Below are 21,357 nucleotides of genomic sequence, written 5' to 3' on the forward strand. Positions count from 1 at the left end.
TCTCCTTTTGTTCATATATTTTCTACTTCATTAACACTATGGCAGCAGTCGCCATTCATCTGGTTGTAAATCATTTCAGATACTTCCTGAAATGGAAGTACTCTGCCACCAAAGCCTTTAACAAATTTATAAGCTTCTGTTTTCCTTTCAAAAGGAAGTGCTTGTGGCTGACAGCAGTCCAGTTGTAAACTAGTATCCACCACATACCATGCTACTAATGCACTGATTGTTGTATGTCTGAAAAAGTCCGCACAAATTGCTTGAACCACTTCTTTATCCAGTTGGCGGTGACGGATTAAACCACAATGAGCGCAACACGTTACTTCTATTCGATTATCAGAAGTTATCAATCTGTAAGCCATTCTCTCATTGACCGTTTTACAGCAAATCACACACTTTCCTTCATTCACTTTTTTTTCGTCCGCTTCGGATTGAAGAGATATTCCCCCAAATGTTTTTTCTATAAAGCCATCCTCAATCAGTGGCTTGACATCTCGGTGTATAGTCATTTCCGATACTTGAAGCTCTTTACTTAGCTCAGAAATCTTCATATGTTGATTATCCAAAATCAATTCTCTTATCCGCTTCTGCCGTTCAATTGGCAACATACCAAACCAACCTCCCACCATATAATAATTTCACTCACGAACTAATTCATAAATTTAGATAAATCGCGAACTAACTTTTGGTATTTAAGTTACGTATTAAAAATATATTTGTTGTTGGAAAGCTCACTGAAATATTGAAGAGGTAAGCCCCATTGATTTCCATTGCATGCGGACGCTTTCACACCTCCGGGTACAAGGGCGACATCTGTTCGTAACCTCACAGTGTCTTCTTTGCCGCCCGGCATGGCTTCAGCCGCTTCAGCCGCTTCCTCCGTCCAGGGTCTTCAGCTCATGCTATTCCGGCAGGAGTCGCGGGCCAACAGGACAGGGAAAGCTTCTAAGAGAAACATCGCACGCAGAAAAGCGGGTTTCTTTTTCAAGGACGTTGGTCATGCAATCGTTGCCACAAAGGTCTTCGGTGGGACGAGTTAGCGCAAACGGTCTTTGATGGGGCGAGTTAGCGCAGCCCCAGTCCCAGGACGTGGCGGTCTTAGATTGCCGCATTCCACTCCAATCAATTTGTATTGCGCTTTACTATAAAAATATATTTAAGTGGAAAAATGTACCTCAGCGAAGGAAAAATACGGAGACTTCTGGGGGAGATGAGGCATAGGTGAGACCCCGGAATGCGTTAGCATGAGGAGGCTCATCAGCCGCCCCCGAAAAGCGCAGTGTTTTTCCGTAGCGGTGTTATTTAGCTATTTTGTGTTAGCTGAGAAATAAGTTTCCTCAGTTCGCAGTTTCCTACTATATAAAAAATCATCTATATTATGAGAAATGTTTCTAATAATTAGTAACAATATCAAACAAAGCATAACATAGGAAGAGTTCTTAATCTGTGACATTCTTGTGAATCATAGATAGAAAAGAAAATAATTATGTGTTATTTTCATCAGATTTTCACAATTGCTCGTTATACTGGTAGAGACAGTGTTTACCTGTCATGCTATAGATATCTTAGTACATCAAAGCTCAAATGAAGGAGTAAAAAAATGGCATATACTGCTATCTTAACCAATATTGGAATACTTATATTAAGCATACTCGCCGGGCTATTCTCATTTTATTTAATAAGTGACCTACCAAAAGAAGAAAAAAAGAAGCAGGCAGAGGAAATTACATCACAGATAATTAATTTTATACTATTTATTTGGCTGGGGAAAATCATACTTCATCTCGGAATATTTATTCAGGATCCTCTGGCTGTCCTTGCTTATCCGAGCAATTCCCATGCTCTTTATCTTGGTTTATTATTTACCAGCTTAGCAATTGCTTACAAAAAATATAAACAAAAAATCGAAGTAAGCTCATTTATTCTTTCTTTTGTACCGGTATTTCTTGTAGCTTCTTTTGTATATGAATTCATCGAAGTTGTTTGGAGGGACAATTTTTACCACTGGAAGTACTTAACTTTATTACTAATCTTACTAGGCGCCTATTTAATTTTACATAATCGCCTGTCTAAATGGAAATTGATTTGGGTGACACTGACTGGCTGGATAGCGGGGCAGCTCCTTTTAAGCTATCTCATGCCATATACTACAGCTTTTGGCTATACAATGGCTCCTTGGTTTTTAATCCTATTTTATATAGCTAGTAGTTCACTAATATTTTTTAGAAAGAAGGTATTTAAATGACATCAGCAGCTGATCTAACTATTTGGCTGGCATTTGGCGCAGGGTTGTTATCATTTCTTTCACCATGTACCCTGCCAATTTTTCCAGCATATTTATCCTATATTACCGGGATGAGCGTAAAAGAAATGCAGGACAAACCAAGTATGAAAATCCGAAGTAAACTATTAATTCATTCTGTTTTCTTCCTACTGGGCGTATCGCTCATATTTATAGGTTTGGGCATTGGTGTTTCTTTTCTTGGCCAATGGATTCAGGGCTTACTTGCCGGTCAATCAGGCTTGTTCATCCAGCGAATTGCCGGGATTTTCATTATCATTATGGGTTTATTTGTAGCAGGATGGATTAATATTACTTCATTTATGAAGGAAAAGAGATTTCGTTTTACAAATAAACCTGTAGGCTATCTTGGCACGGTTTTCGTAGGAATGGGATTTGCAGCAGGTTGGACGCCTTGCATTGGTCCTATTTTCGCTTCGATACTTGTAGTTGCTGCGAGTAACCCGGGTCAAGGCGGCCTTTATACGCTTATGTATGTCATCGGCTTCGCTGTGCCTTTCTTGGTACTAACTTTCTTCTTGGGATCAACTCGGTGGATTGTTCGGTACAGCGACAAAATTATGAAGGTTGGCGGAATTGTAATGATTCTAATGGGGGTTCTTCTCTTCACTGGACAAATGCCGCGAATTTCCGCTTTCTTACTAAAATTGGTGCAGGATACATGGTTAACGAAACTAGGATAATTGGAGGTATTGGGACATGAAAAAAATAATTATTGGCGTTATTATTACAGCTATGTTTGCATGGGCGGTTTTTGATTTGGTTAGTAATCAGTCAGATGATTCGACTAAGACAGAGAACGAGGAGTTCACTTCTACTGATAGCGGAAATAGTATAACCTCCCCACCAAAGGAAGAGAATCAGGAAAAAGAAGAGCCTGCCGATAGTAATGCAGTGGGTTTGGAGGTAGGTAATATTGCACCCGATTTTAAACTCAACACATTAAATGGTGAAGTTGTTAAACTATCGGACTTTAGAGGACAACGTGTGATGTTAAACTTTTGGGCCACTTGGTGTCCGCCATGCAGAGCAGAAATGCCCGATATGGAGAAATTTCATAAAAATAAAGATGTAAAAATTCTTGCTGTTAATTTAACGGAAACAGAGAGCAGCAGACAAGCTATAGAAGACTTTATCAAGGAATTTGGAGTTAGTTTTACCGTTCCATTAGATGAAAAGACTAACGTTGCAGATCAATACCAAATACAGCCTATTCCAACATCCTACATGATTGATTCTAATGGCCGCATCCAATTTAAAGCGTTAGGCGCAATGAATTACGAGTTTATGGTTCAAGAGTTTGAAAAGATGCAATAACCCTTGGCAAGGTTTAGACTATTAAAGGGGTGTATTTTTCTTGAAACAGACCATTATGATTGTTGAAGATGATACAATGATTCGTCAACTCATTCGGATGTATTTAGAGAAGCATGACTATGATGTAGTTGAAGCAACTGACGGAGAAGAAGCACAGCATAAATTTCTCACCTACCGTCCTTGCCTTATTATATTAGACCTTATGCTGCCCAAGTTAAGTGGGGAAGACTTCCTTACATGGCTGCGTGAAAAAGAAGAGCAGACTGTGTCCGTGATTATGTTATCAGCAAAAGCTTCCATCACAGATAAGATTGCTGGTCTTCGTTTGGGAGCAGACGATTACATCACAAAGCCTTTTGATCCAAATGAGTTGATAGCTCATGTGGAAGCAGTACTTCGAAGGACAGGTCAATTTTGTCAAAAGGTAGTTCTGGACGGTTTATGTATTATGCCTCGTAAAGGTGAAGTACTACTTTATGATCAGGTAGTGAACGTAACTAAGCATGAATTTCAACTGTTATATTATTTCATGCAAAATCCAAATATCGTCTTCTCCCGTGAACAGCTTATTTCACAGCTCTATCCAAATGAAGAGCAAACTGTAATGGATCGAACGATCGATGCACATATAAAAAAGCTAAGAGAAAAAATTGAGACTTCGCCAGCTCAACCTAAAAGAATTCAGACGGTACGAGGAATGGGGTATAAATTTGTTACAAATACGTAACTTTATCTCAGCAATTATTCCTTCAGGTTTTTTATGGAGATTAACCTTTTTAAATACTGTTATAGTTGGAATTGCGACCGTCATTCTAGGTTGGTCTTTATATAATACGGCTTGTACACTGGCTGATGCGGTTGGTAATATGAATGCATATTCGCAGCAGCAGTATAATAACACGCTAAGAACCTATCTGATTATATTTCTCTTATTAACAATTACAATGGGAAGTCTTTTGCATTATTACTTAACTAAACACTTTATTAAACCAATTCGAATGTTAATGAAATCTACAGATCAAATGAAATCAGGCAATTTTCCCGAGCAAGTACCAGTTAAAAAAGAAGATGAAATTGGGCTGTTAATAAAAAAGTTTAATGAGCTTGTACAACAATTAAATACAAATGAACAACAGCGAAAAAGAATGGTTGCTGATCTATCTCATGAATTCCGTACGCCTTTGGCTAATTTAAATGGATACTTACTTGCTTTAGGGAATGGTGATATTAGAGGGGATGAGAACCTTTTCCGCTCCTTGCATCAAGAAGCAGAACGGCTGACTTCATTAGTTGAGCAATTGGATGATTTAAAGGAATGGGAATATTTATCCAGTCATAACCTTTATGAAAAAGAGGAAACAGAAATCACAGAGTTACTTCATCAATGTGTAACGATGTTTGATAGGAAGTTCCATAAAACAGAAATAGCTCTTCATATCGATGTTACTCCTGCAAAACTACAGCTCCACAGGGAAGGTATCCAGCAAGTCTTAACAAATTTTCTTGATAACGCTATTCGCTATTATCAAGGTCCGGGTGATATTTATCTAAAGGGAGAACAACTCCAGGCCGGATATAAAATTTCTTTGGAAAGTCCTGGTCCAACAATAGAAGAAAACGAAAAAGAAATTATTTTTGAACGATTCCACCGGTTAGATCCCTCCCGAAATAGAAATACAGGTGGATCTGGGTTAGGCCTGGCAATATCAAAGGCTATTATAGAACGGCACGGAGGGGAAATAGGAGTACAACCTAAAGAAAGTACAAACACCTTTTGGATATTACTCCCTATTAACTGATCTGTGACTTAACAATAATTTGGAAAGTTTTATTATGGGGATTGTTTTTTCGAATCCATAAAAGGCGATATAACTGAAGTCGCTAACTTTCCTAAATTAAAAATTCCATATCTTTTCAGCATAGTAAATAGCCGTCTGACCTCCAGATTTTATTGGAATTCAGACGGTTTTTTTTATAGTTTCGTAATAGGTCAATATATCCACTCGGCCGAATTAGCGTAAGTATAATGATCTAAATATTTATAATAATATTTACAATTTACAGAAAAAATTATATTATAAAAATGTTCATTAACTTTTTTTGGAAACTATTAAGAAATAAGGGGGACATTAAATGAAGAAGAAACAAGCAATTATTTCTAGTACTTTAGCATGTATACTAGGGCTTGGAACATTTGGCGCTGTAACTACCACACCCACTGTCACCGCACCCGTCAAAGCTTCAGCGGCTACGGAAGTCGGTTCACCGATAGATTTGGGTATCGCAAATGAAGATAGATTAATAGAAAAGTTAAAGGAAGAAGGTAAAATTCCCAAAAATGCATCACCTGCGGAAGCAGAAAAGAAGCTGAAAAAGTTTCTCCAAGCAAAGGCAAAAAATGCAAAAAAGACAAAGGACAAGCTCCCTAAAGGACTTGATGCAAACCTAAAAAAAGAGAGTGATAATGCCAATAAAGGGTTAAAAAAGGGCAAAGGAAATAAATTAGGACAAGCAAAGAAAAATGAAGTTGATACTGTAAAGAAAGAAACATATAGTGGAGAAGTTCGTTCTGACAAAGTATTGGTATTAGCAATAGAATTTCCTGACTACCCTAAAAGCTCTATTACAAAAGAGGAAACGGATTTCTGGTATGAAAATTACACACATGACCACTACCAGGATATGATTTTTGGAGAAAACGGATACACAGGACCTAATGGTGAAAATCTTGTATCTATGAAGCAATATTACGAAAAACAATCAGGTGGTAGCTATACCGTCGATGGAACGGTAGCTGGCTGGTATACAGCAGATCACCCTGCAGCCTATTATGGTGGAAATATTCCATCACCTGATGGAAGTGATGCACGCCCTAGAGAATTAGTATATGAAGCGTTGACGAAAGCAGGGGCAGACCCCGAGGTTGATCTAAGTGAGTACGATGTATGGGATAGAGATGACTATGACGGAGATGGCGTTTATAATGAGCCGGATGGGATTATTGACCATTTGATGGTTGTTCATGCTGGAGTAGGTGAAGAAGCTGGCGGCGGTTCTCTCGGTGGAGATGCCATCTGGTCACATCGCTGGAATCTCGGACAATTAGTTGCAGTACCTGGCGGCAAGTCAGATAGCGATCGTTTCGGTGGTTTGTTAGGAGCCTATGACTACACGGTCGAGCCTGAGGATGGGGCAGCAGGCGTATTCATTCATGAATATGGCCATGATCTTGGTCTTCCAGATGAATATGATACGATATATAGTGGAGCTGGTGAAGCAGTATCCTATTGGTCTGTAATGGCAAGCGGTAGCTGGGCCGGAGATATTCCCGGAACAGAACCTCCTGGAATGAGTCCATATGCACGTGAAATGCTTCAGAATATGCATGGTGGAAACTGGTTATCTGGCGCTACACTGAAAGCAGATGAGATTACGAGTGAAGGTACTAATGTTTTAATTGATGAAGCAATAACAAAAGGTGTTAACAACGATGCTGTTCGCATTGATTTGCCTGATAAGCTAAATGTTTTAAATACTCCACGAACAGGTGAATTTGAATATTATGGTGGCAAAGGTGACGAAGCAGATCATAAAATGTTTACCAGCATTGATTTAAGTGATGTAACTACAGCCACACTTGAGTTTGATGCTTGGTATAATATTGAAAAATACTGGGATTATGCAATGGTACAGGTCTCCACAGATGGAGGGAAGACTTGGGAGTCTCTAGCTAGTGAGAATACCACTAGTCAACTTGATCCAAATGGGTATCCAGCCATTTCAGAAAACCTCCCTGGATATACTGGCTCAAGCAATGGCTGGATTCATGAGTCATTAGATATTAGTAATTATGCAGGGCAGGAAATTCAGGTGCAATTTCGTTCAATGACAGATTGGGCAACAAATTTGGATGGTTTTTTTGCGGATAATATTACTGTAAGAGCAGATGGCAAGGAAATTTTTAACGATGGGGCAGAGACTGAGCCGAATTTCACCTTAGATGGGTTTAAGAAGCACGATGGCACTTATACTACAAACCATTACTATCTTCTTGAATGGAGATCTCACAATGGGGTTGATGAAGGATTGGCGCATATTCGCCGTGGGGCAAGCCTGATGTCTTATGATGAAGGATTGGTCGTTTGGTATGTTGATGAATCTTATGATAATAACTGGACAGGAGAACATCCTGGAGAAGGATTCCTAGGCGTAGTTGATGCAGATCAGCACACCAATTATTGGAGTGATAAAACCGCTGGATCGACATCTTACCAGTTACATGACGCAGCCTTCAGCTTAGATAAAACGGAGAAAATGTCCATTACTTATCCTGATCTATATAATATGAAGGATAATTTCACTAAACGTATTCCTCTATTTGACGATAGTGCAGACTACAGCAACCCGGGGCAGATAGATGCTGGTCGGAATATTCCAGAATACGGTTTAAAATTCCGAGTAGCGGGACAAAGCAATGATGGAACAGTCGGAAATATACTTATTTACCGTTAGGCAAGCAATAGTTGAAGTGTTATTAATACAAAGAACCTACCTCTCGTTCAGAGGTAGGTTCTTTGTATTAGGGGGATACCTTATACCCAGGCACTCATACCGCCTTTTACATTGGATACTTTTTCAAAACCTTGTTTCTTAAGCATTTTTGCTGCCTTCGTACTGCGCATTCCGCTCTGACAAATGACAACAACCTCTTTAGATTTATCTAATTGCTTTGTTTGGCCTGCCAAATTGGATAAAGGGATATTCTTAAACGGCTTTCGATTCTTTGCTTTAAACTCCCCAGGGGTACGTACATCAATGAATTGAATATTTCTATCCTTCATCTTCTGTTTTGCATCGGAGGACGTTATATTCTCCACCCCTTTTGCAGGCATAAAACGGCTAAATATAAACGCGATTGCCAACAAGATTACTATCCATTGTACTATTTCCATATCTACATACCTCCTAGAAAAAATCCAGCCAAATTTTTATAGCTGTACCTAGTATTAAGATCGCCAATAACCATTGCAAGATTTTCGTATTGACCTTTTGTCCGAACTTTGCTCCAAGTGGGGACGCAATTAAGCTTGCTACAATCATGATTACGGCAGGAACAAATAAAACCTGTCCCGTTAATAACTTCCCAGTAGTGGAACCAATGGATGAAATAAATGTAATCGCCAAAGAGGTGGCAATCGTCATCCGAGTAGGGATCTTTAGTACAATAAGCATAATTGGAACTAAAATAAATGCTCCCGCAGCTCCTACAATTCCTGCACCAACACCTACAATAAGGGCTAATACAGCTGCAAGCCATTTATTAAAAGTAACCTGATCCAGCGGAATATCATCGAGCCCTTTTTTAGGGACAAACATCATTACCGCTGCGATAGTCGCAAGTATTCCATAAACAAGATTAATTCCTTGGTCTGTCATGAGCTGAGAGCCATAGCCACCTATAAAGCTACCAATAAGAATGCTAATACCCATATAAATGATTAACGTCTTATTTAAATATCCGCCTTTTCGGTATGCCCATACTCCCCCAATGGTTGCAAATAGAACCTGTACTGCACTAATCCCTGAGACTTCATGCGCAGAAAAGGCAGACAGTCCAAGCATGGCCGGGATATATAATAGCATCGGATATTTAATAATAGAGCCACCAATTCCTACCATTCCAGAAATAAACGACCCAATAAATCCAATGAGGAAAATGGTTATTAAAAAAAGTATACTATATTCCATCAATCTACCTCCTAACTAAGAAAAGCGGAAGCACCCGTTTAGCAACGTACAAACTGGAAATCTTCTGCACGAGATAAAGGAAACATGCCCCTGCAAAAGGGGTATGCCGACGGTGGCCGCAAAGGCCGTCATTAGTCGGCCTTCCTTCATATATCTAGCGAATCGATGTTGACTTATCGTAGAAAGAAGATTGAAGTTTGGGGCTGCGCTAAATGCTCGCCCCATCAAAACCTCTGCTAGTTGCTGGGTGCTGTAGTTGGACATGACTTCCGCGAATTGAAAGCTTCACAGAGTCTGCAACTTCCTTTCTTATCATTTAGAGAAGACCCATATTGCATGGGTCTTCGTCTTTTTATGCTTTCTTAATCCAAAATTTAAATACGCCATCTTCTTCCGCGTCTTGAACGACTGTATGGCCACCTGATTTCGCCCATGCTGTCAAATCACTCTTTGACCCTTTGTCTGTCGCATGCACTTCCAAAATCTCTCCTGAATTCAAGTCTTCCATTGCTTTCTTTGTTCTTACAACTGGCATCGGACAAGCAAACCCTTTTGCATCTAAAAATTTATTTGATTCCATCTTAAAATTCCTCCTAAAAATAATTTGTTTTTATATTTCTATACTATTTATTACAATCGCTAGCTCTTCTAATTCTTCTTACTTTTCTCTAGCCTTCTACCGCACAGCGGTTTGGGCCGGATTCCATTTCTTTTTGCTCTTCCACTTCAGGTTTTATTTTCCCCATATTTGTTTGGCGTATTTCCTGATAAGCATTTGGCTGTGGTGGTAAATTCTCTGTAACCATTCTCCTGAATTCATTTTCATCTTCCACGTTCAAGCCTTCATTCTTTTTGTATAGATCTCCTAGTTTAGCAGCAACTTTTCCGCCTTCTCCCAGCTCCTCTGCAAATGAATAGTGTGCCGGAAGAACAAGCAGGTCATCGCTAAGCTCTTTATACTTGTTATAAAGTGTATGACGGAGATCTCCCACCCAATCTTCTGCTTTACCTGCTAGGTCTGGTCGACCAATGGATTTCACAAATAGGATATCTCCTGTTAATAAATACTTGTCATCAATAATAAATGACGTACTCCCGATGGTATGTCCGGGCGAATAAATTGGATGCACAACAACTTTTGTATTACCAACCGTAATGTCTTTTCCTTCTTCTAATGCAGTATAATCAAACGTAACCTCTGTCGCATCCTTCGGTGGCAAGTGATATGTTCCACCTACTTTTTCAGCAAGGGCACGCCCTCCTGATATATGATCTGCATGTAAATGGGTATCGATTAAGTGCTTGATCTCCACCCCTTTGTCCGCAGCAAATGTTTCATATGCATCAATCATTCTTGCCGTATCAATAATGGCAGCTTCTCCATTAGACTCTATAAAATAAGAAAGACAACCTTTTCCGAGACGGACAAATTGATACAATGCTCCTCCACCATTTAAATCACCAATTTTCACTGGTTCCAGGTGTTCACTCCAGGCCTTCATACCACCTTCCAGATTATATACTTTGGTAAATCCAGCCTCTTCCATCATTTCGGCAACCATTTGAGAGGATCCGCCTTTTGCACAAACAACCACAATTTCTTTATCTTTATCTATTTCAAGGGAATCAAGACCGTCTAATAAATTAAAGTACGGCTCATTAATAACCCTGATTTTGCCACCTTCAATTTTCCAATTATCATATTCATCTGTATTTCGGACATCCAAAATTAACAACTCTTCGTTCGCAATGATTTTTCGTGCTATATCTTTTGTAGTTACTGATTTAGACAATCAGATCTCCTCCTTCATTAAAATGATAATGTTATATTTGCATCCTTCGCGTATTCAATAAATGAAGCGGCTCCGCCTACTTCAATCCCATCAATAAAGGCTTCCTTTTCGAGGTTCATGACATCCATCGTCATTTGACAAGCAATTATTTTAATATTTAATTCCTGAGCTATTCCAACCAGCTCTTCAATTGATGGTACATTTGCCTGTTTAAAGCCTTCTTCAAAATGTTCTTTTCCTTCAGGAAGTGGTAAATTTTTGTGTGCTTCCTTATGAATGAGGTTTAATCCTTCAAACGTAAAGAATATACCTACCTCTGCATCAGACGCTGCCGCTGCAGTCGCCACATTAAAAACTTTATATGCATCAAATAAACTTCCGTTTGCAGCAATAATTGCTACTTTTGTGTTAGCCATAATCCATTCCTCCATATTAATTAGTTGTTTTTATCTGTTGGCCCTTCCCACGTTGACATACCAGGTATGACATTCTTTACATTAGGAAAGCCTTTCTCTGTCAACTTTTGTGCAGCTAGATCACTACGGTTTCCTGTACGACAAATTACATGTAGCTCGTTATCTTTATCCAATTCTTTCATTCTTTCCTCAAGATCTCCCAGTGGAATATTAATTGCATTAGGGATATGGCCAAATGCGAACTCAGCTGGTTCACGCACATCCAATATAGTCAGATTTTCTCCTGCTTCTATTTTTGATTGAAGATCTATTAATTGCTCCACATCTTCGTGCTTTGTTTCTTGTTTTGTTTCTGCATCACTTGCTTTTCGTAAATAATGCGTTAAAACTCCAGCTTCTTCTACCGTGCCAAGATATTGATGACCTGTACTTTCTGCCCAGGCTTTCATATCTGTGGTAGAACCTTTATCTGTAGCTTGGACTTCAATAACCTGACCAGCTTCCAGGTTTGTCATTGCTTTCTTCGTTCTCACAATTGGCATCGGACATGCTAATCCTTTTGCATCTAATATTTCATCTACTTGAATATTCATGTTCATCCTCCTATTTCTTTACTTCTCCATTCCAATCAAGCATACCGCCAGCAACATTGGTTACCTCATAGCCTTGACTACTAAGAAATTCACAAGCTTTCCCGCTTCTGCCGCCTGACCGACACACAATAAAGTGATGTTCATTCTTATCCATTTCATTCACTCGTTCAGGAATTTCACTTAATCGAATATGCTTTGCCCCAGGAATTATTCCTTGAGCTACTTCCTCATCTTCTCTAACATCGATAATGCTTAACCCCTCTTCGGTTTCCATCTTTTTTGCTAGTTCTGTTGTAGTAATTTCTTTCATTTTAAACAGCCTCCGTTTCGTATTATTCTTTACCCCTATAGGTATTAATAAAGGTAAAATTTTTTAAATAAATAAATTAATATTTCCATCCTCTGCATCACCTATATATGCAGCAACTCCACCGTAATCAACACCATCCATCATTTCCTTTTGTTCAATACCCAGTAAATCCATTGTCATTGTACAAGCGATTAACTTAACATCTAACTCTTTCGCAAGATCAATTAGATCTGGCAATGGCATGGCATTATGCTTTTTAATTACCTTCTTAATCATTTTCGGGCCCATTCCCAAATAATTCATATTGGAAAGCCCCATTTTGTCAACACCTCTTGGCATAAATTTGCCAAACATTTTTTCCATAAAACCTTTATTTACAGTGATCTGTTCATCTTTTCGAAGAGCATTCAAACCCCAAAAGGTATGAAAAATAGTTACTTCATGATCATATGCAGCAGCCCCATTTGCGATAATATACGCAGCCATTGCTTTATCATACTCACCACTAAATAGTACAATCGTTGTTTTTTTCTTTTCCGCCATTTATTCTCTCCCTTTCTGCTTCCTTTACTCATATTACATATACGTGTACGGGTATTAATTTATTTCTAAAAAATGGGCTAGCTATTTGCTTCACCCACTTGTATTATATTAAAGGTCCTTTAATTGTTCGTCAAACCTCTAGCCTTATCTGCTCTTCACCAATAGATTAACCGCTTCTTTAATAAGCTCCTCTGTATTTTCCCCGTTTTCTTTTTCCTCACGAATGCACTGCTCTAGATTCGTACTGACAATTAAAGCAGCAGTTCGATCTAGTGCGTTTCGGGCTGCAGACATTTGAGCAACTACATTTTTACAGTCCTTTTGCTCTTCCATCATTTTAATAAGACCTCTAACTTGCCCCTCTATCCGCTTCATACGATTCATTACTTTTTCATCATATTTCATAGGAATACCCCTCCTCTTTACAATCATTTGATAAACATAAACAATACCCTGTTACCTCAATTCCTTTTCCTTTCAGAAATCGAGCAGCCAGGTTTTTCTCAACCAGGTCAGTACCAATAAGGATAATGCGTTTATTTGGTATTTCATGATAATGACGTTTTAAATAAGGTAGCGGCAAGCAATGTGCGTCTATAATAAAATCACGATTGGAGGTCTGGTAATCTCTTATATCCAATAACTGCACGTTTTCTTCCCGAGAAGCTGCGACTTCTTGTGGAGTCATTTGTTTTACTCCTCGGACAGGCATATACCGTTGATAAACGAAATACGTTGCAGCCATTAGTCCTAAAGCAACCAAATAAATCATCGCCTACCCCTCTCTTCTTTGTAATACATTTACTATAATATACCCCTATAGGTATTTTGTCAAACCCTTTTATTGTTGTAAATTATTTTTTATTATTTGCACCCGTTTTAGCATACGTTCGTCTACGCTTAATACCTTAAATGATAAGTTATTTCTTTCAAGTGTTTCTCCTTCAGAAGGGAAATAATTAAACTCCCTCAGTAAATATCCAGCAAGTACATCCTCTTCCTCAGGAATATCTGTATGAAAAATAGTATTCAAGCGATGTAAGGGGATTTTTCCATTACAAATAATTTCTGTATTAGTAACCTTTTCTACAAGTGGCTCGTTTCCTTTGTCCATTTCATCTTCTATTTCCAGACCAAGTAATACTTCTAGAATATCTTCGTGAGTAAGAATACCTTCAGTGCCGCCATACTCATCTAATACAATTGCCATGTGTTTCTTTTCTTGCATCATTTTACGAAATACCCATTCAATGGAATGAAATTCAAAAACAATTAATGGATCCATATCACTGTATGACTCAAGAGATTCTTCCGGTTCAATGGACCAGGACAGTACATATTTCGAGTGAAATACTCCAACAATGTTATCAATATCTTCCTCGTAAATAGGGTAACGGGTAAACGGATTTTCAATTGCCATATTCCTCACTTCTTCAAAATCTGCTGTGTGTGGTAAGGCAACAATATCTACACGAGGTGTTTTCAATGCATCTTTTACGTTCAGATTATTAAACTCCAAGACGCCTTTAATCCGGTACGACTCGTCCTGCTTAAATATCCCTTCTGTTCTTGCAATATCAACCATTGCTCTAATTTCATCTTTAGAAATAGAGGTGCTGTCTTCCTGCCCTTTGGACAGAAATTTTATAATGAAGCCAGTCATTGCATTTAGTACAATGGTTAACGGCTTAAACAACAAAACAATTCCTTTGATAACAGGATAAATTATATAAGAGATCCGATCAGGGAAGGTCGCCGCAACGGATTTTGGTATTACCTCTGAGAAAATAATGATTACAATAGTTAATACAGCTGAGGCAACCGCAACATTTATTCCATAATCTATTGCTACCATCGTTACTAACGTAGGTAGTAAAATATTTGCGATATTATTCCCGATCAGTATTGTTGTAATAAATTCTTCCGGCTTGGACACCAGATTTAACAGTTTCTCTGATTTTTTATCATTATTATTCGCTTTGGATTGCAAACGCATTTTGTTTGCAGCAGTTAAAGCTGTTTCACTTCCAGAAAAGAAAAATGAAACAAAAAGTAGTACGATGATCGCGATGATCACTATTATATTCCTCCTTATGTTGACTCACTTGTTTCTATGATAAAGGAACCTGATTAATAAGAAAAGTACAAGCGCTTTGCTTTAGTTGAAGTTTCTGTGAACATAGAGTACATTCGCGCCCCAGAGCTGCATATGGAAGGATGGCACCTAAAATAAATAAGAATTAGCGCTCCTGTGGCAATCTTAGCTTAAGTTTTTTGCCTTAGGTACTTATTTTTCCCACGTGTTTTTGATATAAACCTGGTTAAAGTAATAGTACCCCATTTATAGGAGGCTCAACATGAAAAGCACACATGAATTTGTAGAGAAATTTAATGATACAAAAAGAAAAGATCAGTTAAATAAACATCGACAAGGGCATAATGACCCGGCAAAAAAACTGCCTAATAAACGCCATTAGTTAGTGCTTAAAGAAGGAGTGGGGATAGTATGGATAAGCAGCGCGCCCAGGAAATCATGGATTCCTTGGCAATGATTCAGGTCCATTATCATGGAATCCCTGTATATATTGAGGGTATTAACAATAAAGATGAAACAGCAACTGTTTTCCCATTGGATGAGATGCATAACAGTCAGCACGTTGAATTGCATGGGTTAAGCGAGAATAGAAGTACACCTTAGAAAGCAGCCACACCGGTTAATAAAAACTCGACCGAGTGAGAAAAAAAACCGAACTGGAGCATAATGTATGAGCCAGTTCGGTATAAGAAATCTACCATACAATATGTCACATTCGTATACCCACGCCCCTATTGTTTATCCTTGTTCTTTCTTTCCAAGGTCATATACGCAAGCGGTCGTTCTGGATCAGACATCAGTTTTGCTACATAGGAGGTTGTTAAATGGTATCCTTCTTCGACTTTCTCCGCTAAATAATTTGTTCTTTCAAATAGAATGGAACGAAAATGGTCCATTTGGCGGGTGATTTTCTCTGTAATCGCTTCTTGATTTTCCATTCTTTCCAGAACCTTTTCTTGACTCACTTCATGTTCCTTCACTTTTTCTCCAATTTCCTTTTGCCATTCTGTCTGTTGCTCAACTTTTGAAGTAAGCTTTTCATTTACTTCCCTGTGTCTTTCCAATTTGTCCGCGATGTCCTGGTAGCCTGAAGTAATCTCATTAAGCTGTTGGTCATACGTTTCCTTTAATAAATAATTTTCTTCTATTAATTTCTGTATGCTCAGCTGATTACCTTCCAACTTTTGCAGTACTTTTATAACATCGTTCTCCAATTTGTCATGTGTATCATTTAACTGCTTAAGTTGATTCAATTGGGTCGTAATATCTTTCCACTGATGTGTTTGTTTATTACTCTGTTGTTCATAGAGATTTTTTAATTCATAGAATGATGTAGATAGTGACTTATTTACCCTTTGCTGCTCTTCAATCATTTCTGCCACATGGTTTTTTATAAACACCTCCTGATTAGGTGCTTGTATTCCTTCATTATTTTTATAAATATCACCATGACGATGATTAATATATAAACCCATAAACTACACTCCTTGATCAGTTAACTGTTATAGCTTATGCAATTTCTGGACTTTTGACATAGAAGAGGGAGGTCAGTGTTACTGGGGCATATTATGCTAAAATAACGGGTATAACATTGGATGGAAGGGGAGAGTTCACATGTTAAAAAAGTGGCTACAGAATTCCAATTATACAGTCGTTTTCACTGGGGCAGGAATGTCTACGGAAAGTGGGCTACCTGATTTCCGATCTTCTAACCAAGGACTATGGAATAAAAAAGACCCAAGCAAAATTGCCAGTACGGATGCATTAAATAATAATGTAAATGACTTTATTTCCTTTTACAGAGAACGCGTATTAGGTGTGAAAGAATATAGTCCACATAAAGGGCATTATATTCTTGCTGATCTCGAAAAACAGGGATATGTGAAATCCATTATCACGCAAAATGTAGACGGCTTTCACCAACAAGCCGGATCGAAAAACGTAGCTGAACTGCATGGTACGTTACAAACGGTTCACTGTCAGAGTTGTGGAGAGGTGTATAGCAGCCAAGAGTACGTAGATAAAGAGTATTATTGTACCTGTGGAGGTATATTGCGTCCTTCTATCATATTATTTGGTGAGACACTGCCACAGGATGCCTTTCAATTTGCCTTAGAGGAAAGCCGAAAAAGTGATCTATTTATTGTTCTAGGCTCATCACTAAGCGTTACGCCTGCTAACCAATTTCCTTTAATAGCAAAAGAAATGGGCGCAAAACTTGTTATTATTAATCGGGAAAAGACTCCCTTTGATTACTATGCTGACCAAGTTATTAGAGACCAGGCAATTGGTAAAGTACTAGCAGAATTAGACATGTAGGCATACTAAAAGCCAGAGACTCAAAAGGTTGGATACTTTACAAATCTCTGGCTTAATATGTTTTTTTAAGTTTTGTGTGGTTTCAGCCATTTAAGCCATCCATTTTGGAGGGGTATTTTTATCCCAGAATATTTCTCCAATTTCATGATGCTTAACAAAGTTATCTTCCTGTAAATGATAATGGAAATTAAACCAGTATCCTTCCAGTGGGCGGTTATCTCTACGAACATCAAACCTAGCTATATCTTCATTGGTTCGGAGATCATAGACACTGAAAATTTTTTCACCAAATCCTTCTGTCGGCTGCTGGGTGATCTCGAAATAAAAGTCATGATCTTCTTCTGTAACCAAGGTTTCCACTACGGTCTCCATTTCCTTAATAATCACAGCTAAAAACTGATCATCCAAGCGCTCACTAATTCTAGGTCCTAACTTGGTATACGTCTGTGCTTTAACATCCTTCTTTAACGCATCTATATGTAAGCTGTCTGTTGATAATCCTGTCGCTTCAGTTGGCCTGTCTTCCACCATTTTTGGAGAGAAATCTTCGAGATGATCTCCTTTAGAAGACAAGGCATCTTTATTGTTTTCTGCATTTGTGTGTATATCCATTTGTGGCACATACATGCCAAGCGTCATAATTGCAACAAGAACGACGGCTATTTTTCTCATCCAAAGCTTCATGGTTTCCAACTCCTCACTATACATAAATTTTAACACTTTTTCAGAAGTTGTCCACCATTTTAAAAATTTTTGCAAAATTAATTTATTATAAAAAGCCCGCGTATTACACGGGCTTTAATAACTTATTAGACAGCGCAGCGATTAGGACCTATTTCCATTTCTTGTCGGGCATCATCATCTGGGTTTCTTTTACCCATATTTACCTCTCTAATCTTTTCATGACTGTTCGGTTGGGGAGGTAATTGATCTGTTACAAGGTTTTGGAATTCATCCTCATTCTCCACCTGCAAACGATCATTTTGTCTGTAAGGGTTGTTCAGATCGGCTTGAACTGTCCCATCTTTATTAATTTCTTTCATATCACCAAAGTGGCCAGGCAATACAATTAAATCCTGAGATAATTCTGGATATCTTGCGTACAGCGTTTCATAAAGATCTTTTACCCATTCATCTGCTTTGCCAGCTAGATCCGGACGACCGATGGAATCGATAAACAACGTATCCCCAGTCAGTAAATATTGATTGTTAATGATAAAGCTGGTACTCCCTGGTGTATGACCTGGAGAATGAAACGCTGAAATTGTTACAGATTTACCTACCTCTATCTCTGTATTACTTGTAGTTGCCTTATAGGTTAAATCAATATTTTCCTCTTCATTTTCAGGGAAATAATAATCAGCACTTACCTTGTCTGCTAACGTTTTTCCTCCAGAGATATGATCTGCATGAAGATGGGTATCCAGAACGCTATGAATAGAAGCTTGTTTATCTTCTGCGAAACGTTTATAGATATCTGTCATTCGAACAGGATCGACCACTGCTGCTTCACCATTATTAATAATCATATAAGAAAGACAACCCTTACCAATACGTAGAAACTGATAAATTTCTCCTCCATCAGATAAGTTTGCTACTTTGACTGGTTCAAGATGTTCGCTCCATGCTGTCATTCCCCCTTCTAAGTAGGTAATATTTTCAACACCCGCTTTTTTAAGGGTTTCCACTCCATCTTGAGAGGATATACCTCTTGCACAAACAACATATATGGTTTGATCGTGAGGAAGCTCTTCTTTTATATCTTCTACTTCATCTTTTAGTTGTTTAAAAGGAACATTTATACTTTTTACGTTTTCTCCTTCAATTTTCCAATCAGAATAATCCTCTTCTTTGCGGATATCAAGGATAAACACCTTTTCACCATTAAGAATTTTTTGAGCTAATCTTTTAGTTGTCAGTGGCTTTACTTCCGCCATTACTGATCCCTCCATTTAAAAATTCTTTATATAAAACCTCTATAGTATACCCGTACCCCTATAGTTATAGATTTAAACGACAGAAAGGAAGAGATAGGATATAATAGTTCAAATGAATTACAACGGAGGGTGAGTAGATGATTAAAATAAAGGAGCTACAATTAAAGGAAGATATTATAGAGGCTTTTCCGATTATGAATGAGCTTCGTTCGCATCTTGATCTCGATTCATATATAGAACTGGTTCAAGAAGCTATAGAAAAAGATATGTACCACCTTGTTGCTCTTTATGAGCACGGGGAAATAGCTGCTGTCATTGGATATAAACCAATGATCACCCTTTATTATGGCCGGTTCATTTGGGTGTGTGATTTGGTTACAAAAGAGGATAAGCGTTCCAATGGTTTCGGGGAGAAGTTACTGTCCTTTGTAGAGAATTGGGCTAAAAAAAACAAGTATCAAGCTGTTGCTTTGTCCTCCGGTTTACAACGTACAGAGGCCCATCGCTTTTATGAGGAGAGAATGGCGTATGATAGAGTAAGTTTCGTTTTCAAAAAATTAATATAGAAGATAAGTAATTTGCCAATTAGCGTTAATTTTCAATTCCTAGAAAACCTCCGACTGGTAGCCTCATCGGAGGTTGATTTCGTCACTTTTCCCAAATTCTGTGGATAGTTGCCTTTCCATTAGCTATATTGAGCTCAAATACATCTGGATTTGTAAGACTGCTCCAATATTCAAATCCATAATTCGGATCTATGTACATGAGAAGAAGTGATAGCAAATTTCCATGTGTAGCTAGGATGGTACTCGTATCATCTTCTAATTCCTCTATTACGGACACAATGCGTTGTGTTGCTTTATTACTCGATTCCCCACCAGGATATGTTAGTTCCAGATCTTCAAACGTAATTCGTAGTTTTTCAAACCAATCTGAAAGATTCTCTTTACTTAATACACGTTCAGCAAGTCTTGGATCAGTTTCTATCTCCATATCCCATTTTGAGGCCAACGCATCGACCGACTGTTGGGCTCTTATAAAAGGACTTGAGATAATACGGTCTGGTCGTTTATTAAAAAAAGCTGCTAATTGATTTGCCTGCTGCTTGCCTTGTTCTGTAAGCGGAGCTTCTGGTTCTTGCCCCTCTGCCTTACAATGTCTTACTACATAGATTAATTTACTCATGTTTTTGCTCCTTCTTTATAATGGTATAGTAAGCATTTTTTCCATGAAAGCCTGTACTCTCTTTTTCCCTTCCAAATTCAGGGCGGAAATTATCCACTCCTTTTCGCTAGCAACAAGCTGTTGAATACGCCTTGCTGCTTGTGAATGAGCTTCAGGGGTAAGGCTTTCAAAAATAGCTGTAATACTACTTACCATCTGTTCCGGTACAGAGGATGCTATTGTCTTTAGTCCCAGTTGCGCACGTTCAGGACAATAATGATGAAGCAATACCCTTGCCATATGTGTCATCACATGCTGCAGCATAGCCACAGACCATAGGTCATTCCCTCTGGAAGCCGACTTCTTATATTGAAACAAAAACCACACAACATCTATGACATCATCTTTGAATTCTTCTTCCGACAATCGTAAATTTTGTGAGCTTTTATACTTGTCTAATCTGCCTTCCGGGTCATATAGTACCGTAAAATAATCCTTCTGCTTAAATGATTGTTCCGTAACTGTAAAGAGGTCGAGGTGAAGGAGATTATTATATACAGCAATAATTTGTGGTGCAATAATAAAAATATCATCCCAAAATAATATATCTTGATATGCCTTAAGGTGCATGAGTCGCTTTTCCAGAAACAGTGCTTCATCTTTTTGGTCAACCAGGCAGTATAGATCAATATCAGAATGCTCGTCATGCTCACCTCTACCCATCGACCCTTTAAGGAAAATTGCTTTCACAAGTGGATCTGCTTTTAGACTCTCCGTTATTTTTTCTACAGCATCTTCTTGAAGCAAACGCCTTTCCCCC

Annotated in this window: 27 protein-coding genes; 10 read left to right on the forward strand and 17 right to left on the reverse strand. The window is 38.3% G+C overall.

What is annotated here, in order from left to right; all coding sequences use genetic code 11:
* Positions 1-11: 11 nt before the first annotated feature.
* Positions 12-608: a DeoR family transcriptional regulator gene (locus tag X953_RS17630; protein WP_040956715.1), complete on the reverse strand. Its 597-nt coding sequence runs from the start codon at positions 606-608 to the stop codon at positions 12-14.
* 992 nt (positions 609-1,600) lie between these two features.
* Between X953_RS17630 and X953_RS20115 the strand changes: the two genes are divergently transcribed.
* The 6 genes from X953_RS20115 to X953_RS17665 all read left to right on the forward strand — a co-directional run bounded on the left by X953_RS20115 (position 1,601) and on the right by X953_RS17665 (position 8,131).
* The gene (locus tag X953_RS20115) at positions 1,601-2,245 is read left to right on the forward strand and encodes a hypothetical protein (RefSeq protein ID WP_019376324.1); all 645 of its coding nucleotides are present in this window, start codon (positions 1,601-1,603) and stop codon (positions 2,243-2,245) included.
* Positions 2,242-2,985 (forward strand): cytochrome c biogenesis CcdA family protein, encoded by a 744-nt coding sequence (locus X953_RS17645; RefSeq protein WP_019376325.1) that lies wholly within the window; start codon positions 2,242-2,244, stop codon positions 2,983-2,985. The genes X953_RS20115 and X953_RS17645 overlap by 4 nt, the downstream gene beginning before the upstream one ends.
* A 16-nt stretch (positions 2,986-3,001) precedes the next feature.
* A complete protein-coding gene (locus X953_RS17650) occupies positions 3,002-3,619 on the forward strand; it encodes a TlpA disulfide reductase family protein (protein ID WP_040956716.1) in 618 nt (205 codons plus the stop codon).
* 40 nt (positions 3,620-3,659) lie between these two features.
* Positions 3,660-4,346: a response regulator transcription factor gene (locus X953_RS17655; protein WP_019376327.1), complete on the forward strand. Its 687-nt coding sequence runs from the start codon at positions 3,660-3,662 to the stop codon at positions 4,344-4,346.
* Positions 4,330-5,418 (forward strand): cell wall metabolism sensor histidine kinase WalK, encoded by a 1,089-nt coding sequence (locus X953_RS17660; protein ID WP_052350196.1) that lies wholly within the window; start codon positions 4,330-4,332, stop codon positions 5,416-5,418. Before X953_RS17655 ends, X953_RS17660 begins: the two co-directional genes overlap by 17 nt.
* Before the next feature lie 334 nt (positions 5,419-5,752).
* On the forward strand, positions 5,753-8,131 hold the full coding sequence (locus X953_RS17665) for an immune inhibitor A domain-containing protein (protein ID WP_019376329.1): 2,379 nt from the start codon (positions 5,753-5,755) through the stop codon (positions 8,129-8,131).
* Between the two features lie 80 nt (positions 8,132-8,211).
* Here X953_RS17665 and X953_RS17670 read toward each other — a convergent pair whose 3' ends face one another.
* From X953_RS17670 to X953_RS17720, 11 genes are all read right to left on the reverse strand, one after another.
* Positions 8,212-8,571 carry a rhodanese-like domain-containing protein gene (locus X953_RS17670; protein ID WP_040956717.1) on the reverse strand — a complete coding sequence of 120 codons (360 nt, stop codon included), beginning with the start codon at positions 8,569-8,571 and terminating at the stop codon, positions 8,212-8,214.
* Between the two features lie 13 nt (positions 8,572-8,584).
* Positions 8,585-9,367 carry a sulfite exporter TauE/SafE family protein gene (locus X953_RS17675; RefSeq protein WP_019376331.1) on the reverse strand — a complete coding sequence of 261 codons (783 nt, stop codon included), beginning with the start codon at positions 9,365-9,367 and terminating at the stop codon, positions 8,585-8,587.
* Positions 9,368-9,719: 352 nt separating this feature from the next.
* Entirely contained in the window at positions 9,720-9,947 is a 228-nt protein-coding gene (locus X953_RS17680; protein WP_019376332.1) for a sulfurtransferase TusA family protein, read from the reverse strand.
* A gap of 88 nt (positions 9,948-10,035) precedes the next feature.
* The gene (locus X953_RS17685; protein WP_040956718.1) at positions 10,036-11,160 is read right to left on the reverse strand and encodes an MBL fold metallo-hydrolase; all 1,125 of its coding nucleotides are present in this window, start codon (positions 11,158-11,160) and stop codon (positions 10,036-10,038) included.
* A gap of 17 nt (positions 11,161-11,177) precedes the next feature.
* Positions 11,178-11,576: a DsrE/DsrF/DrsH-like family protein gene (locus tag X953_RS17690; RefSeq protein WP_040956719.1), complete on the reverse strand. Its 399-nt coding sequence runs from the start codon at positions 11,574-11,576 to the stop codon at positions 11,178-11,180.
* A 20-nt stretch (positions 11,577-11,596) separates the two neighbouring features.
* On the reverse strand, positions 11,597-12,169 hold the full coding sequence (locus tag X953_RS17695) for a sulfurtransferase TusA family protein (RefSeq protein WP_040956720.1): 573 nt from the start codon (positions 12,167-12,169) through the stop codon (positions 11,597-11,599).
* Between the two features lie 10 nt (positions 12,170-12,179).
* Positions 12,180-12,479, reverse strand: a complete 300-nt coding sequence (locus X953_RS17700; protein ID WP_040956721.1) for a rhodanese-like domain-containing protein — start codon at positions 12,477-12,479, stop codon at positions 12,180-12,182.
* Between the two features lie 63 nt (positions 12,480-12,542).
* Positions 12,543-13,022: a DsrE/DsrF/DrsH-like family protein gene (locus X953_RS17705; RefSeq protein WP_040956722.1), complete on the reverse strand. Its 480-nt coding sequence runs from the start codon at positions 13,020-13,022 to the stop codon at positions 12,543-12,545.
* Between the two features lie 144 nt (positions 13,023-13,166).
* Positions 13,167-13,427: a metal-sensitive transcriptional regulator gene (locus X953_RS17710; protein ID WP_019376338.1), complete on the reverse strand. Its 261-nt coding sequence runs from the start codon at positions 13,425-13,427 to the stop codon at positions 13,167-13,169.
* Complete coding sequence (locus tag X953_RS17715) at positions 13,417-13,794, reverse strand: hypothetical protein (RefSeq protein WP_019376339.1); 378 nt, start codon at positions 13,792-13,794, stop codon at positions 13,417-13,419. Before X953_RS17715 ends, X953_RS17710 begins: the two co-directional genes overlap by 11 nt.
* Positions 13,795-13,863: 69 nt before the next feature.
* Positions 13,864-15,099: a hemolysin family protein gene (locus X953_RS17720; RefSeq protein ID WP_040956723.1), complete on the reverse strand. Its 1,236-nt coding sequence runs from the start codon at positions 15,097-15,099 to the stop codon at positions 13,864-13,866.
* A gap of 280 nt (positions 15,100-15,379) precedes the next feature.
* On the opposite strand from X953_RS17720, the gene X953_RS19645 reads away from it, so the two are divergent.
* Together X953_RS19645 and X953_RS17725 are read left to right on the forward strand one after the other, a co-directional pair.
* The gene (locus tag X953_RS19645; protein ID WP_019376341.1) at positions 15,380-15,499 is read left to right on the forward strand and encodes a DUF4023 domain-containing protein; all 120 of its coding nucleotides are present in this window, start codon (positions 15,380-15,382) and stop codon (positions 15,497-15,499) included.
* Between the two features lie 29 nt (positions 15,500-15,528).
* Complete coding sequence (locus X953_RS17725) at positions 15,529-15,720, forward strand: H-type small acid-soluble spore protein (protein WP_019376342.1); 192 nt, start codon at positions 15,529-15,531, stop codon at positions 15,718-15,720.
* Between the two features lie 128 nt (positions 15,721-15,848).
* Here the strand turns inward: X953_RS17725 and X953_RS17730 are convergent, their stop codons facing one another.
* Positions 15,849-16,592: a hypothetical protein gene (locus X953_RS17730; protein WP_019376343.1), complete on the reverse strand. Its 744-nt coding sequence runs from the start codon at positions 16,590-16,592 to the stop codon at positions 15,849-15,851.
* A 139-nt stretch (positions 16,593-16,731) separates the two neighbouring features.
* On the opposite strand from X953_RS17730, the gene X953_RS17735 reads away from it, so the two are divergent.
* Complete coding sequence (locus X953_RS17735) at positions 16,732-17,436, forward strand: NAD-dependent protein deacylase (RefSeq protein ID WP_040956724.1); 705 nt, start codon at positions 16,732-16,734, stop codon at positions 17,434-17,436.
* Between the two features lie 90 nt (positions 17,437-17,526).
* Here X953_RS17735 and X953_RS17740 read toward each other — a convergent pair whose 3' ends face one another.
* Both X953_RS17740 and X953_RS17745 read right to left on the reverse strand, forming a co-directional pair.
* The gene (locus X953_RS17740; RefSeq protein WP_040956725.1) at positions 17,527-18,120 is read right to left on the reverse strand and encodes a YpjP family protein; all 594 of its coding nucleotides are present in this window, start codon (positions 18,118-18,120) and stop codon (positions 17,527-17,529) included.
* A gap of 125 nt (positions 18,121-18,245) precedes the next feature.
* Positions 18,246-19,373 carry an MBL fold metallo-hydrolase gene (locus tag X953_RS17745; RefSeq protein WP_040956726.1) on the reverse strand — a complete coding sequence of 376 codons (1,128 nt, stop codon included), beginning with the start codon at positions 19,371-19,373 and terminating at the stop codon, positions 18,246-18,248.
* A 137-nt stretch (positions 19,374-19,510) separates the two neighbouring features.
* Between X953_RS17745 and X953_RS17750 the strand changes: the two genes are divergently transcribed.
* Positions 19,511-19,939 carry a GNAT family N-acetyltransferase gene (locus X953_RS17750; RefSeq protein WP_040956727.1) on the forward strand — a complete coding sequence of 143 codons (429 nt, stop codon included), beginning with the start codon at positions 19,511-19,513 and terminating at the stop codon, positions 19,937-19,939.
* 82 nt (positions 19,940-20,021) lie between these two features.
* Here X953_RS17750 and X953_RS17755 read toward each other — a convergent pair whose 3' ends face one another.
* Positions 20,022-20,558, reverse strand: coding sequence for a histidine phosphatase family protein (locus tag X953_RS17755; RefSeq protein WP_040956728.1), 537 nt, complete (start codon positions 20,556-20,558; stop codon positions 20,022-20,024).
* Between the two features lie 15 nt (positions 20,559-20,573).
* A complete protein-coding gene (locus X953_RS17760; RefSeq protein WP_040956729.1) occupies positions 20,574-21,344 on the reverse strand; it encodes a nucleotidyltransferase domain-containing protein in 771 nt (256 codons plus the stop codon).
* Positions 21,345-21,357: the final 13 nt, after the last annotated feature.

The sequence above is a fragment of the Virgibacillus sp. SK37 genome, assembly GCF_000725285.1.
Lineage (GTDB): Bacteria > Bacillota > Bacilli > Bacillales > Amphibacillaceae > Virgibacillus_Q.